The organism is Cytobacillus sp. FSL R5-0569, assembly GCF_038007265.1.
In the GTDB taxonomy this organism is placed as follows: Bacteria; Bacillota; Bacilli; order Bacillales; family Cytobacillaceae; genus Cytobacillus; species Cytobacillus kochii.
The window spans coordinates 1,087,847-1,101,501 of sequence record NZ_JBBOWW010000001.1; the positions used below are offsets into that span (position 1 = coordinate 1,087,847).

Here is a 13,655-nt window from a genome sequence, read left to right on the forward strand (position 1 = left end):
GGGGCGGGTTTGTTTTAGAAGGGGAAAATATTATTAGATTGATCTAAGGAATGTCTACAAAAGTTAGACATTCCTTAGAGTACAAAATAACTAAAACGAAGAACATCAGGTTTATGGGTCTAATTATTGACATAGGTGTACAATAATTACATTTCAATTTTCAATCATTTCTTTGAATTAGAGAGATAACTCGTTTCTTCCTCAGCCAGTTACTTCTTTTTAACTTTTGGCCATAAAGGTCGTTGAACATAATTAATCATCGTATTGAACACAATCCCCCATTGCGTATTTGTTAAAGAACCAATGGGTGTTCCATTTGAAATACCTAAGCTTTTTTTTATATGTTTTAACTGTGGAAGTGTAAATATTCCTCGCAAAGCAATATCTAAAGGGGCATTAGATTGCTTTAGGGCATATTGTGCCAGTCCAAGGAAAGCTAAATAATATTTTTTGTGGACAATGGGTTCTTTCCTTCTAGTTATTAGAACCATTGCAGAATCTACTTTGGGTGGGGGAGAAAAATTATTTCTTGAGATGTCTTTGATATAGTGTATATCAAACCACATTCTCCAAGCTAACACATAAGAATCTTTGACTGACTTTGAGGTAAAGCGTTTTGCAGCCCCTTTCTCCATTACAATGACCCCTTTTTGAAATCCACTTGATGGATTATTTAAAAGCATCTTCATGATCGGAGTTGTAATGGAGTAGGGTATATTCGAGACAACGACAAAATGCTCATTGGGTAAAAAAACCTTCATAATGTCCTTATGGATAATTTGCGTGTTAATATTCTGTGCCGTTTTTTTCTTTAGAATTTCGACATACTTCAAATCATATTCTACTGCAAGGACCTTTCCTGCACTGTTCGCTAATAATGAGGTTAAAGCTCCTTTCCCAGCTCCTAATTCTAAAACTATATCACTACTATTTATATTTGCTCGTTCAATAATTTCATTAAGTAATTTCTTATTACTCATCAGATGCTGGCCAGAAAAATTGGGGAACTTCATACTTTTTAATTTTTTTTCACAGTATTTATGGGTCTTCTTACTCTTCCTCGTCATACTATCTCTTCCCTTCGAAAATTAATAAATCAAAGGGATCTGCCTGTGATTCAGAGTAGAGGGAAGAAAGCCTATCTTCATAAGATAAGGGGAAATCCTAGATAGTCGCAACCAAATAAACCTACTTTTTGCTAAAAAAGAAAGGTAATCATACGTAAAAAAAGAAAAGCATAACTCAGCCTTTCTTCACATTACATATTTTTTGTAGGAAATGAAGATTATTTAAAAAGGGCAGACTAATCCCGTTTACTCTGTATACACAAAACAGAGCCTTTGAACGTATTAAATTTATGAGTTCAAAGTTGAGATACGAAGTCTGACATATGAATGACCCATTTTTAATAATCCTCCTTATAATAATTTAATGATACATTGTTTATTATAACTCGTTCTTCAAAATAAATCAAAATATTTTGAATTTTTTACCGTGCAAAGTTTTTATGGAAGTTGTATTTTTACTTCACTATCAATATATACCTTCATAGAGCCATAGAGTAAAAAGAGCCAAACTGACAAAGTAAGTTTTCTGCAAAAATGATGACTTATTTTCAAATTTAACCGATAATAGAAGAGAAGTATACCGGTTAATATCATCCTATATTGTGAATGCCTATCCTATTATCATTTTCTAAAGGAAATCTTCAGTCAACGAAAGCAGTGATATCATGTTTTTACTTCCACAACCAACATCTCGAATTGAAAAAGACAGATTCATCGATATTGTGAAGGAACGTTTATTAAAAGTATATGATGAGAAAATCATGGCTATCGGTGTCTATGGCTCATTTGCCCTTGATGAGGATGGTCCTTATTCAGATATAAATTTTCAAGTGATTGTTTTTGATGGACAACGAATCGATGATTTTCAGTTTATTTATCCGCCGTTTAAGGTGACCATTGAGTCGCTGCAAAAACAGCAATACATAACGTCTGCGAAAGAAATAAATTCAGATTGGTCATTAAACGTTGCACGTTTCATACATACGATGCCTATCTATGATCCGATTATGTTTTTCTCAAAAATGAAAAGCATCCCCCTGCAAATATCTAGCTACGAGATAAAAGATGTAATGAAAAAGTGTATGATTGAAGAGTTGTACGTGAAGATGGCTAAAATAAGAAACTTAAGGCTCCTTCAGGATGAAACATCATTGTTGTTAAATGCAGTGGAGTTTTGTGAACAAGGTGCTAAGTTAATTGGCTTAGCTAATCGTTATTATTTTCGTTCAAAAACAAGGATGCTTGAAGAATCATTAGGAATTGCCACCAAACCTCATGGCTATGAACAATTAGTGAAACTTATTCTTCAAAGAGATTGGGACATTAGTGAAATTGTATATGAAGCTTGTGAGCATCTTTGGACTGGAATCAATCAGTGGTTCAATGAACTTGGAATTAACTATCGCTCACATTCTTTTCCATTTTAAAAGTCATCTTCCAAAACGAGAGAAGATGACTTTTTTTGTAATGGAGACTAGTTCTTATTTCTTTTATTCTTGCTGATGACAAAAATAATACCACTAATCCAAAGTAAGAAAATAACGACATAGATTAGATAAATCCATATATCAGGCGTTTGGAAGGTCAATAAGATCGTCCTGGCGTTAGTAAGGACAATAAATCCACCAACGAGTACTCCTAATAGATATGGTGGCAACACTTTAACTAACCAAGCTGCAATAGGAGCAGCAATAATGCCACCGATCATTAAAGCAATGACCCAAGTCCAATTCAGTTCCTCCCAGCCTAAAGCAATGAAAAAACCAACGCTAGCAGACAGTGCAATGGCGAATTCACTAGTATCCACTGTGCCAATTACTTTTCTAGCAGATATCCCTTTTTTGGATAGTAAAACAGGTGTGGCAATTGGTCCCCATCCACCACCACCTGTTGCATCTGCAAAGCCGGCAATAAGTCCAAGTGGAATTGCTTGCTTTCGCGATAAATGTAAAGTTTGTTTTTGTCTTTTTACTTCGTATTGGAAAAGAAACCGAAAAAAAACAAATAAACCTAAAAGAAGTAGAAATCCAGCAATATAAGGTTTAACCACATCACCAGGTAGTTGACTTAAGAAGCAAGCTCCTATAAATGCACCAATTGATCCCGGAATAATTAAACGAAAAACCGCTTGTTTGTCAACATTGCCAAACTTTATGTGTGATGCACCTGAGGCAGCAGTCGTTACAACTTCGGCTAAATGGACAGATGCTGAGGCGACAGCAGGAGCGATTCCAAAAGTAAGTAAAAGAGTTGATGAAGTTACGCCATACGCCATGCCAAGGGAGCCATCTATTAACTGTGCAAAAAAACCAATAAAGGCAAAAATAATTAGTTTCCTCATAGTCCTTCCCCTTTAAAAGTAATCTAATTTAACATATGATTTTTTTGTACAAGAGTGCATGGAAAGTGTATGAGATGAGGTGTTTCTCAAATGGAATACCTCATTTATGGGGAAATGATATAGAGGATTTTGCTAAAGAGAAATGAATCTAAATTCATATAAAAGTAGCCAGCTAAAATAGCTGGCTAGGGTGGTAATGTCATGATTGTTCAGATTTTACTAAAATTTTGACCTGTGCTTTTTCTTTAACCAATGTTTCAAAACCTTCTTCAATTACCTCGTCTAAGGTAATCTTCTTCGTAACGAGTTGGCTGGCTCGGAAGTAGCCTTTTTGCATAAGTGATAATACGGCAGGGAAAACATCACGATATCCGATGATTCCTTTAACAGTCCGTTCTTTCATTACAATATCATTTGGAAGGATCTCTGCCCCTTTTTCCCAAATGCTTACGATAATTGTTTCCCCACCAATTCCAGTAGATTGAATTGCTTGTTTAAGTACAACTGGTACGCCAGTAACTTCAAAAGAGACATTCACACCACCATTAGTTAATCTAGCAATTTCCGCAACAGTGTCATCTACTTCGGCTGGGTTTATTATAGTTGCCCCTAATTCTCTTGCTTTTGCTTGTCGTTCAGGTGAAAGTTCAACAGCATAAATATCTGTTGCGCCAGCGGCTTTTAAAGCTTCTATTACAAGTAAACCGATTGGGCCGCAGCCAAATACAGCTACCTTATCTCCAGCTTTCACTTTACTAGATCGTACTGCATAGAGAGCTACTGCAGCAGGTTCGACAAGGGCTCCTTGTTCAAAAGAGAGATCATCTGGCAGTTTAAAAAGTAGCTCTTCATCAACGGCTACGTATTCACTAAAACCACCGCCACCTCCTGCTAGGCCTAAAAATCCCATTTGTTCGTCTAAGTTATAAGCACCTTGGTGTCCGTGTGTCGCAAAAATTGGTTCTACTACTACTCGGTCACCAACTTTGAGCTTACTTACACTGTCGCCAATTTCGACAATCTCTCCAGAGAATTCATGTCCTAGTGTAATCGGAGCTGTTTCATTTGTTAATGGATGTGGCTTATCAACAGGTATAAAAATAGGTCCGCCTAGATATTCATGTAAATCGCTTCCGCAAATACCGCACCATTTGACTTTTATTTTTACTTGCCCTGATTGAACGATAGGTTCGTCAATATCTTCTAGACGAATGTCTTTTTGGTTATGCCATCTTAATGCTTTCATATCATTACATCCCCTAAATATTTTGTATAATTTGTTACGATTAAAAGTATACAACTAATTTACCTTATGATAAATTTAGTTATTATTAACTAAGGTTAATCAAAACTTAACTAAAGAGGATGCTTCTTATGAATATTGAACAATTGAAATATATTGTTGTGATAGCTAGAACAGGTTCTTTAAAACAAGCAGCAGATGAATTACATTTGACTTTACCTGCATTAAGTCAATCGATTAAAAGTTTAGAAGGTGAATTAAATATTACTTTGTTTCATCGTTCACGAAGGGGATCTGTACCTACTGAGGAAGGGCATAAACTTATCGAAAAAGCAAAGTATGTCCTATTAGCATACCAAGATTTTATTGATGAAGCAGAAGCTTATACAAATACAATGAGTGGGGAAATAAGAGTTGCTACTTACCCTGGCCCCATGGGCATTTTGGTGGAAGTTATTTCAAAACTAAAAATGGATTATCCGGATATTAAAACGGCTGTTTATGAGAATAGTACAGAAGCAATTATTAAAAAAGTTCAAGATGGTGAGGTTGATGTTGGCCTTATTACTTATAACGAGAAGGAAGAACATAAATATCGTGCGTTGATCTTTAATAAGTTATTGGATGGACATATGGTAGCTGCAATAAATAAGAATTCTCAACTAACAAAATACAGCCAAATTACTGAAGAAATGCTTAAAGGACAACCAATCATCTTGTATGATGATATTTATATATCTGATTTTATGAAAAGGTTTAATTTACCCGCTTTAGATATTCGTCTTATAACAAATAATATTGATACGATTAAGAATTCACTAGAGAACAATACAGCAATCAACATTGGATTTGATTATGCTTTTAAGACAGATGTCGGTTTATCAAAAAGTAGTGAGTTTGTTATTGTCGATTTCGCTCCCCCGCTTAATAATACGTATGCATTTGGTTATATTTATCATAAGAATAATGGGCTTTCAAGAATTTTAAGGGAGTTTATTAAGAGGATGTCCAATAAGCTAAGAACAAATCCTCCAGATAAGCGGATTGATTAATGGCAGCATAGGTAAAGATGAAGGAGGTATTTGCTCAAAGGCGATGGTACTAATTGTTTGAAATCAGCCAGGAACCCTTAGATAAATACTATATACATGATAACTATTTAGAGTTGGTTGAGATTTTAATTCCTGGCTTATAAGGACAAGGTACCAATAGCAAATGCATGTATGAAAGGGTCTACAGAATTATATTTGAGACGAAGTTATCTCCATGAGGAATGGAAAAACCCAAAACATTCTTTAATCCTTCTTTTTCATAGCATCCATAATTATTTCAATAACCTCTGGCCTACTAAATTGCTTCGGGAGAGTAGTTCCTTGTTTTAACATTTCCCTTACCTTTGTTCCTGAAAGATGAAGGTGTAAAGAAGTATCATGGGGACATGTTTTATGTGAGGCCATGCCATCACATTTAATGCAATAAAAGGTGTGTTCAAAAGGTAATATGGTTATTCCTAGTTCTTCCTTAGGGAATGTTGAAAATATCTTCTGGGCATCATATGTGCCATAATAATCACCAACACCAGCATGGTCTCTGCCAACAATAAAATGTGTACATCCATAATTTTTTCGTGCAATCGCGTGATGAAGTGCTTCTCTTGGGCCCGCGTACCTCATTGCCTGTGGATAAGATGACAATAAAACTCTTTCTTGCGGATAATAATGTGCTAGTAAAACTTGATAGCTTTTCATTCTTGTTTCTGCTGGAATATCATCTTTTTTTGTTTCGCCAACAAGGGGATGAAGCAGTAAGCCATCGACTAATTCTAATGCTAATTTTTGAATATATTCATGTGCGCGATGAACGGGGTTTCTTGTTTGAAATCCCACAACCGTCTCCCATCCTTGGGTAGCAATATATTTTCTTACTTCTGCTGGTTCTAATTGAAACCCTTGAAGAAAAGATGGTTTTTTGATTTCTTTTGTCAATGTGACGTTGCCACCCACATAAACTTCACCACGATTAAAAAGTTTGTCGACACCTGGGTGATTGCGGTCGAGTGTTTGATAAATTATACTGGCTTCTTTTTGTTTATCTGGCAGAAAAATATCGTTAATTTCAATATATCCATAAACACAACCATCATAGACTAAATTCGCTTTATCATTGATTTTTAACAACTCGGCTTCTTTTTTTGATAGAGGTAATGTAATTGGAATGCTCCAGATAAGGTGATTGGCTAGTCTCATTTCATGCAGGACAGAATAATAGTCAGCTGAACATAGAAAACCTTCTAAAGGGCTATAAGCACCATTACTAATTAGTTCAAGGTCAGATAAAGAGGTAACATCGAGATTGATATGCTTAGTGATATGGCTCGTGTTTGCATTTATGTTTTTTCTATTTATTAAATGTCCACCATGTGGAATAGAGTTTGTCATTTCTATTATTCCTCCTTCACTTAAGTCGCTCAATTAAGTAGTTTACAAGTTCATTTGCACACTCTTCAGGTGATTTTGAGTTAGTCGAAATAACAAGGTCTGGAGACTGCGGAGGTTCATATATTTGATCAATGCCAGTAAAATTTTTGATTTCTCCTAAACGGGCTTTCTTGTAAAGTCCTTTAGGATCTCGCAATTCACATTCTTCTAAAGAACATTCCACATATATTTCAATAAACTCATCTTCGGTAAAAAGAAAGCGGGCTAGCTTTCGATCTTCCTCGAACGGGGAAATTAGTGCTGCCAAAACAACAATACCTGCATCTACAAATAATTTGCCTATTTCAGCTGTGCGTCGAATATTCTCTTTTCTATCTTCACTACTAAATCCTAAGTTTTTATTGATACCGTGCCGTAAGTTATCACCATCTAATAGATAAGTACTCATATTTAATTCGTATAATTTAGTTTGTACAATATTTGCTATGGTTGATTTACCAGAACCTGATAATCCAGTTAACCAAACCATACAACTTTTATGATTGTGTAATTTTTGCCGATTTTCTTTTGAGACTTGTGATTGAGACCAAGTGATGTGTTTTCTACTATCCATTTAAAAATAACCTCCAATCTGATATTTGTCTCACTTATTATTATGCATATGTATTTCAGGTCAGCTTGTACAGGTCATTCGCCTGAAAATCACCAAATTCGTAACCGCTTATTCCCTTTCTCATATTCTATAAGTAGGAGAAAGGGGTTCGACGAACATTGACAAAAAGAATGCCTGAAATAGTAGCAAAAAATATGATGATGCCTTTTTATATCCCGCTTTTTTCTACCAACTTTCCATACGTTCTCTTATGGGTACCGAAAAACGGGTGCACAATTGTAAATAAGTGGTTTATGTACCATATTGGAGCTGCTGGGGATTTGTCTCAGTTGAATGTCGAAATGACGCATAACTATCGTGAATTTGTCCTTCGAAAACGATCAGGTTACGACGTTGAATTAAAAGAGGAACTTATAAATGGTGAAAAACCAATTGTGAAAATTGTTAGAAATCCATATAGGAGAGCGGTTAGTTCCTTTTATCATGCATTGAGTGGGGATTGGCTAATTAAACAATTAGGCAGTACTGTTCTAGAAGGTATGTCCTTTACAAGCTATCTCTTAAAATTGAAATCTTTCGGCGAAAGTATACATGAATTAGACAAACATATTGCACCTCAATATACCATTGGAGAGGAACAGACACCTATTCATTATGTGAGATTAGAGAATTTACAACACGAATTAATGGATTTAGAAAGAATTGCAGGGCTAAAAGCCTCTCCAATGAATGAGATTGCACGATCTTCACATCATTTTTCATCAAGAATGAAGCTAGAGGGTGATTATGCAAACAGAGTGATTAGTTTTGTCTATGATGAAGATTTACCTACAGTTAATAGTTTATTGAACGAAGAAACGAAGGCATTAGTAGAGGAAATCTTTGCGGTCGATCTGCATTTTTATGGATATAAGCTAGGGGAATATTGACTTTTTGGCTATCAAATGAAGAGATATCCTCAGTTGTGAGAAAAGTACATCTGAGGATTCCTTCTAATTTAAGAAAACATTTTACCTAACGGACCCTCATCATTAATCATATCTTGCAAAGAATAAAGTGAAATTGGGAAATAAATTGTCCCATAAACATATGGAAGTAAGCTATACACATCAAAGATTATGACCAATGTGAGGTCAGCGGTATAAAAGGATTGTGTATCTGTGATTCCGGGATAGGGTACGAGAAGGTCGGTGGTTAAACCTCTTTCCTGCAACTGCTGTTTGATTAGAGTGTTAAGCCTTACTTTGTAATTACTATCCTTTTTAAAGAGTTCTCCAAGTGTATATTGCTTACCAGTCAAACTGTTAAATGTTAACCCGCGTGTAAAAGTAAGGCCATGTGCACCCCCTGAGTATGAATAAACTGTAAGAGTTAAACTTAAGACACCTTTTTGGTTGTTTTTTAAGTCAAATCCACCAGTTAATTCAGTTTGTGGTTGTCCGTAACCTTGATCTTTCATTAATTGATTTAGGCTATCTGATATGGCATGATTCATTTTTTGTTGGGCAGCTGGTGGCGTGTAAGAAGATACTTGTGGTTTGAAAATATCTACACGATCATGTTTGATATGAATCGGTTGAATACCAACTGGTAATTTAAATGTATTCATCACATACACCTCCTAGGAACTAACATATGAAGGGGAATGAATCGTTATGTTGCGATGATAAGTTTTATATATGATAATAAAATGATGACAACAATTTAGGATGATAACTGTGTATGAAAATGAAAAAATAAAACAAAGATTAAATACATTTATCAACGTATCAAGAAATATTACATCGAATACGAGTTTAACAAAATTAGTACAAGAAATTATTGAGGCCGTTATTGAATCAATAGACAAGGCCGATGCGGGCTTCTTTCTTATATGGAATGAAGAGATGGAATATTTAGAAATAGAAGGAGCTTACAACTTTAAAGAGGAGATGTATTTACAAAATAAGCTTTTAGCAGGTGAAGGTATTAGTGGCTCTGTTTTTGAAGAGGGTTGTAGCAAAATGATTCATACGGCAGAGAAGATTAAAGAGGCAATGGGAAATATGCGTAATCAAACTTTGCATTATTATTTAGAGTCAACCGTACATGCAGCCATTCCTGTAAGTTGTATGTCTGTGCCATTGATTCATCAAAATAAGAAAATCGGTGTTTTAACGATAGATAATTTTAAAAACGATGGTTTTTTTAGTGATGAGGACTTAGCGTTCTTAGAAGCCATCGGTCACCAAATTGCAATTTCTATAGTAAATGCTAGAGCTTTTCAAGAAAAGGAAAAACAAACAAAAGAACTAGAAACCATTTTGTCTTTACATAATGAGTTGAATCATGTGGCTTTAAAAGGGGACGGTACATTTTCTTTAGTAAAGAAGCTAGCGGAAAAGTTCAGCGGATCGATTCTTTACTTTGATTCACTTTACCGCTTGAAAACATCTTATCCGCCTTCTGAAGATCATCATTTCTATATAAAAGAATGGTTAAAGAAAAATGCAAAGAAATTAAGTATTCCAAGATTGCTTGATATCTATAAAAAAGAAGAATGGGTAGGTCAAGCAATCGGGGTGATGTCTTCTTTCGGTACAATTGGTTTTTTGGTGGTAATTGAACAGGAGAAGGAATTAGATTTAATTGGTGAATTGGCTTTTAAGCACGCAGCATCTATTATGGCCATTGAACAAATGAAACAACAAGAACAAATGAAGCATCAACTCACGGAAAAAGAAGAATTATTAAAAGATATATTGAAAAATAACTTTACTCAAGAAGTACAAAGAGCTTTGAAGAGATATGGGATTAGTATTGAAGACAAGTGTATCTTTATTGGTATCGAACGGTTGATGAATGATGAAGTATTAGAGAGCTTTAGTTCAATAGAAAATCAGGTGAAAAGAGTATTTCAGGATCGCTTTCTAACTATTTGTTTTCCAGGTAGGGATATGGTTTATGTGATGCTCGCTTCTAAAGATTCTATGTTGAATAGGGAAGAAGAATTAAAAACGAGGTCAGAGAGACTTCAACGATATTATCATCCGAATTTAATATATATAGGACGACCTGTCGATTCATTAAGACAAGCTGACATTTCATTTAAAGATGTACAAATCATGCCTGATTTTTTAGTTGAGCAAGGAAAAAATTCCAGTAAAGTCATAGGGTTTAGAGAGATAGGGTATAGAAGATACTTAAACGATGTATCAGATGATGATGCTACTGCTTTTGTGATGATATTCTTAGAAGGGATTGTACAAGCAAATAAAAATGATTGGCTAAAAACGCTTATCGCATACTTACAAACAGATAAAAACGCAGTGAAAACAGCCGAAGAGATGCATCTACACCCTAATACAGTCTATTACCGCATTCAGCAAATAGAAGAGAAGCTTAATATTAATCTTGATTCATTGGAGGATTGTATGAATGTGAAAATAGCACTTGATCTTTATCAACTAAAGCATTTGTAAAATAAAAATAAATGAAAGGCTCTAGATAGTGAAGATTTACGTTAGCAATGGCAAGAAAGGTGTAAGTCTGCTGCAGAAAAAGTGATGCTAGGATAGTAATGAAAAATAAACACGAATGTCATTCTATGTTCGGTATGCAAAAACATGCTCCCTAAGTAGAATGCATTCGTGTTTGATTTTAAGGTGAAAAAAGTATATGTCTAATTAATTGTAATTTATGAGGTCTAAAGGCCCAAGAAGTCCATCCAGGAGGTCAAGGTCCTGGTAGCCCCACCAGATATATATCTAACCGGCGCCATGGTATATGTGTAACCATATAAGCGAGGTAGATACTATTTATGATTTGTTTGGTCATTGGATTCACCTCATTATTTCATATGGGTCATCAGATGAACCAATATGAAATAGGAGAAAAACAATCGTTAAACGCCGCGCTTATTTCCCCATATATATGTGTGTAATTGGGGGAGAACTCTTATATTTTTAAACTCACTATCATGCATTGTTTTCTCTAGTAACCATTCATATTTAGCTAGTAGGTTACTTCTTAGCACATCGTTATTGGTTGTCATGCTGTCATCGTTGCCAACTTGTAAGCAGAAGGAAAGTTTTGGATAGCGTAAGTGGACTTTTTTTGCATAAGCCAAATCTTCTTCATTAAAGACCACAACTTTTAAATTGGGTTGCTTTTCTTCAAGTTGAGCAATAATCTCATCTAGCTTATTGAAATCGGTTTCCATTTGTGAGCTTGGTGGTTTCGGGGATAATGTTAAAAAATCGATATCCTTAAACCAATCTTGCCACTTGCTACCTTGTGTTTCCAAAGCCGTCTGCACTTTTTTGTCTTTAAGAAGCGTCACTAATTCACCTAGGTTTTTTAGTAATGCTGGATTGCCTCCGGAAATAGTTACAAAATCAAAGTAATCTCCACCGATGTTTTTTAACTCATGCCAAATTTCTGTTGCTGTCATTTGTTTAATCAAATGTTTACTAGAACCATCCCAAGTAAATGAAGAGTCGCACCAAGTACAAGCGTAATCACATCCAGCAGTACGAACGAACATCGTTTTCTGGCCAATAACAATGCCTTCACCTTGAATGGTTGGTCCGAATATTTCCATTACAGGTATTTTACTCATCTTCCATCCACTCCCTTCTTACTTCAGCAAAGCTTGTAGGAGTTTCATAGAGTTTGACATATTCCACTCTAAGTTGTTGCGGGCTATCTACTAGTGATTCTTTCATTTTTTCGTAAACCCATACAACGATGTTTTCTGCTGTTGTATTCATGGGTGGTAGTGTTTCATTAATATATTTGTGATCGAGGTGAATTTCAATTTCTTCTTTCCAAAGTTGCTTAATATTTGCGAAATCAACAACGATTCCACGATCATCAGTAAAGCCACTAATACCGAATATGACTTCATAAGTATGACCATGTAGATTTTTACATTTCCCTTCATAAGCATGAAGATGATGGGCTGCATCAAATGTAAAGGATTTACTCACGAGTACCCTTTTGTGATGATATTTTAATTGGTCTTTCTGAATATCCTCATCTATTTTCTGGAGTTCCTCAACTATACGAAAGCCATATAAATCCTTCATGACATTTTCACCTGCAAATACTGAGTCAAGCCTTGCATTCTAAGCTCACAAGCAGGACATTCGCCACATCCGTCTGCAATGACACCATTGTAACAAGTTAGTGTTTTATTTCTAACATAATCAAGTTTGCCAAAATCATCAGCCATCGCCCATGTTTCCGCTTTGTTTAGCCACATAAGGGGCGTATGTATGACAAAGGGCCTTTCCATAGATAAATTTAAAGTGACATTTAATGATTTAATAAATTGATCACGACAATCCGGATAACCACTAAAATCTGTTTCGCATACACCTGTAATGATATGCCTTGCCCCTATTTGGTAAGCGAGAATGCCAGCGAAGGATAGAAATACTAAGTTTCTACCTGGTACGAAGGTTGAAGGTAATGCCCCATCTTCACCATTCTTGACATCGATATTTGATCGTGTCAACGCATTAGGCGCTAATTGATTTAGCAGTGTCATATCTAAAATATGATGTTCAATTTGTAAATCAGCTGTAATTGCCTTGGCGCAGTCAATCTCAATTGCATGCCTTTGGTTATAATCAAACGTTACAGCGACTACTTCAGTAAAATGTTCCAAAGCCCAGAATAAACAAGTAGTACTGTCTTGCCCGCCACTAAATACGACAATGGCTTTTTCATTTTTTTTCATAATTAATCTCCTTTTAAACAGAAAAACAGCACCACTAAGAAAATGGCGCTGTTTTTCCTTAGTTTTTTTGAGAGGGTTTAGCTAGAACCTCTACCGCTAAGCGGAATTTGACTTAAGTTGTCGCTAGTCATTATAACATAAATAATGAGCAGTATTCGTCTTTTTTTAGGCTCTTTTCGCTTCGATTGTTGTTGTTCAGCAAAAATTCACTTAGTATTACCTTCAATT

Annotated in this window: 13 protein-coding genes and 1 riboswitch; of the genes, 4 read left to right on the forward strand and 9 right to left on the reverse strand. The window is 35.3% G+C overall.

The window, feature by feature from the left end; translation table 11 throughout:
* Nucleotides 1-209 precede the first annotated feature (209 nt).
* Nucleotides 210-1,067: a 23S ribosomal RNA methyltransferase Erm gene (gene erm / locus MKX78_RS05720; protein ID WP_307318606.1), complete on the reverse strand. Its 858-nt coding sequence runs from the start codon at nucleotides 1,065-1,067 to the stop codon at nucleotides 210-212.
* Between the two features lie 665 nt (nucleotides 1,068-1,732).
* Here erm and MKX78_RS05725 point away from each other — a divergent pair.
* Nucleotides 1,733-2,494, forward strand: coding sequence for a kanamycin nucleotidyltransferase C-terminal domain-containing protein (locus MKX78_RS05725; protein WP_095370241.1), 762 nt, complete (start codon nucleotides 1,733-1,735; stop codon nucleotides 2,492-2,494).
* 47 nt (nucleotides 2,495-2,541) lie between these two features.
* Here the strand turns inward: MKX78_RS05725 and MKX78_RS05730 are convergent, their stop codons facing one another.
* Together MKX78_RS05730 and MKX78_RS05735 are read right to left on the reverse strand one after the other, a co-directional pair.
* Complete coding sequence (locus MKX78_RS05730; RefSeq protein ID WP_095370240.1) at nucleotides 2,542-3,408, reverse strand: sulfite exporter TauE/SafE family protein; 867 nt, start codon at nucleotides 3,406-3,408, stop codon at nucleotides 2,542-2,544.
* Nucleotides 3,409-3,607: 199 nt separating this feature from the next.
* Entirely contained in the window at nucleotides 3,608-4,654 is a 1,047-nt protein-coding gene (locus MKX78_RS05735) for a 2,3-butanediol dehydrogenase (protein ID WP_322909987.1), read from the reverse strand.
* 128 nt (nucleotides 4,655-4,782) lie between these two features.
* Here MKX78_RS05735 and MKX78_RS05740 point away from each other — a divergent pair, with 128 nt between their 5' ends.
* Nucleotides 4,783-5,703, forward strand: coding sequence for a LysR family transcriptional regulator (locus MKX78_RS05740; RefSeq protein ID WP_328199618.1), 921 nt, complete (start codon nucleotides 4,783-4,785; stop codon nucleotides 5,701-5,703).
* Nucleotides 5,704-5,946: 243 nt separating this feature from the next.
* Here the strand turns inward: MKX78_RS05740 and sat are convergent, their stop codons facing one another.
* Together sat and cysC are read right to left on the reverse strand one after the other, a co-directional pair.
* Nucleotides 5,947-7,089, reverse strand: a complete 1,143-nt coding sequence (sat, locus tag MKX78_RS05745) for a sulfate adenylyltransferase (protein ID WP_095370237.1) — start codon at nucleotides 7,087-7,089, stop codon at nucleotides 5,947-5,949.
* A gap of 16 nt (nucleotides 7,090-7,105) precedes the next feature.
* Complete coding sequence (cysC, locus tag MKX78_RS05750) at nucleotides 7,106-7,702, reverse strand: adenylyl-sulfate kinase (RefSeq protein ID WP_322909990.1); 597 nt, start codon at nucleotides 7,700-7,702, stop codon at nucleotides 7,106-7,108.
* A 158-nt stretch (nucleotides 7,703-7,860) separates the two neighbouring features.
* Here cysC and MKX78_RS05755 point away from each other — a divergent pair, with 158 nt between their 5' ends.
* Complete coding sequence (locus tag MKX78_RS05755) at nucleotides 7,861-8,631, forward strand: sulfotransferase family 2 domain-containing protein (protein WP_307318596.1); 771 nt, start codon at nucleotides 7,861-7,863, stop codon at nucleotides 8,629-8,631.
* Nucleotides 8,632-8,699: 68 nt separating this feature from the next.
* Here MKX78_RS05755 and MKX78_RS05760 read toward each other — a convergent pair whose 3' ends face one another.
* Nucleotides 8,700-9,311 carry a DUF3298 and DUF4163 domain-containing protein gene (locus MKX78_RS05760; protein ID WP_328199615.1) on the reverse strand — a complete coding sequence of 204 codons (612 nt, stop codon included), beginning with the start codon at nucleotides 9,309-9,311 and terminating at the stop codon, nucleotides 8,700-8,702.
* 109 nt (nucleotides 9,312-9,420) lie between these two features.
* Here MKX78_RS05760 and MKX78_RS05765 point away from each other — a divergent pair, with 109 nt between their 5' ends.
* Nucleotides 9,421-11,163, forward strand: coding sequence for a helix-turn-helix domain-containing protein (locus tag MKX78_RS05765; RefSeq protein WP_307318593.1), 1,743 nt, complete (start codon nucleotides 9,421-9,423; stop codon nucleotides 11,161-11,163).
* Nucleotides 11,164-11,585: 422 nt separating this feature from the next.
* On the opposite strand, the gene queE is transcribed toward MKX78_RS05765, so the two are convergent.
* The 3 genes from queE to queC are packed head-to-tail and all read right to left on the reverse strand — an operon-like array spanning nucleotide 11,586 to nucleotide 13,427.
* Nucleotides 11,586-12,302 (reverse strand): 7-carboxy-7-deazaguanine synthase QueE, encoded by a 717-nt coding sequence (gene queE, locus MKX78_RS05770; protein ID WP_095370231.1) that lies wholly within the window; start codon nucleotides 12,300-12,302, stop codon nucleotides 11,586-11,588.
* A complete protein-coding gene (gene queD, locus MKX78_RS05775; RefSeq protein WP_341050195.1) occupies nucleotides 12,295-12,771 on the reverse strand; it encodes a 6-carboxytetrahydropterin synthase QueD in 477 nt (158 codons plus the stop codon). Before queD ends, queE begins: the two co-directional genes overlap by 8 nt.
* A complete protein-coding gene (gene queC, locus MKX78_RS05780) occupies nucleotides 12,768-13,427 on the reverse strand; it encodes a 7-cyano-7-deazaguanine synthase QueC (protein ID WP_328199613.1) in 660 nt (219 codons plus the stop codon). Before queC ends, queD begins: the two co-directional genes overlap by 4 nt.
* Before the next feature lie 52 nt (nucleotides 13,428-13,479).
* A riboswitch (PreQ1 riboswitch) is annotated at nucleotides 13,480-13,524 on the reverse strand.
* Nucleotides 13,525-13,655 lie beyond the last annotated feature (131 nt).

Bases quoted from the DNA above. Each gene is read 5' to 3' on its own strand.
- erm (WP_307318606.1), bottom strand. From the start codon at position 1,067: ATGACGAGGAAGAGTAAGAAGACCCATAAATACTGTGAAAAAAAATTA.
- MKX78_RS05730 (WP_095370240.1), bottom strand. From the start codon at position 3,408: ATGAGGAAACTAATTATTTTTGCCTTTATTGGTTTTTTTGCACAGTTA.
- queE (WP_095370231.1), bottom strand. From the start codon at position 12,302: ATGAGTAAAATACCTGTAATGGAAATATTCGGACCAACCATTCAAGGT.
- queC (WP_328199613.1), bottom strand. From the start codon at position 13,427: ATGAAAAAAAATGAAAAAGCCATTGTCGTATTTAGTGGCGGGCAAGAC.
- MKX78_RS05760 (WP_328199615.1), bottom strand. From the start codon at position 9,311: ATGAATACATTTAAATTACCAGTTGGTATTCAACCGATTCATATCAAA.
- MKX78_RS05735 (WP_322909987.1), bottom strand. From the start codon at position 4,654: ATGAAAGCATTAAGATGGCATAACCAAAAAGACATTCGTCTAGAAGAT.
- queD (WP_341050195.1), bottom strand. From the start codon at position 12,771: ATGAAGGATTTATATGGCTTTCGTATAGTTGAGGAACTCCAGAAAATA.
- MKX78_RS05725 (WP_095370241.1), top strand. From the start codon at position 1,733: ATGTTTTTACTTCCACAACCAACATCTCGAATTGAAAAAGACAGATTC.
- sat (WP_095370237.1), bottom strand. From the start codon at position 7,089: ATGACAAACTCTATTCCACATGGTGGACATTTAATAAATAGAAAAAAC.
- cysC (WP_322909990.1), bottom strand. From the start codon at position 7,702: ATGGATAGTAGAAAACACATCACTTGGTCTCAATCACAAGTCTCAAAA.
- MKX78_RS05740 (WP_328199618.1), top strand. From the start codon at position 4,783: ATGAATATTGAACAATTGAAATATATTGTTGTGATAGCTAGAACAGGT.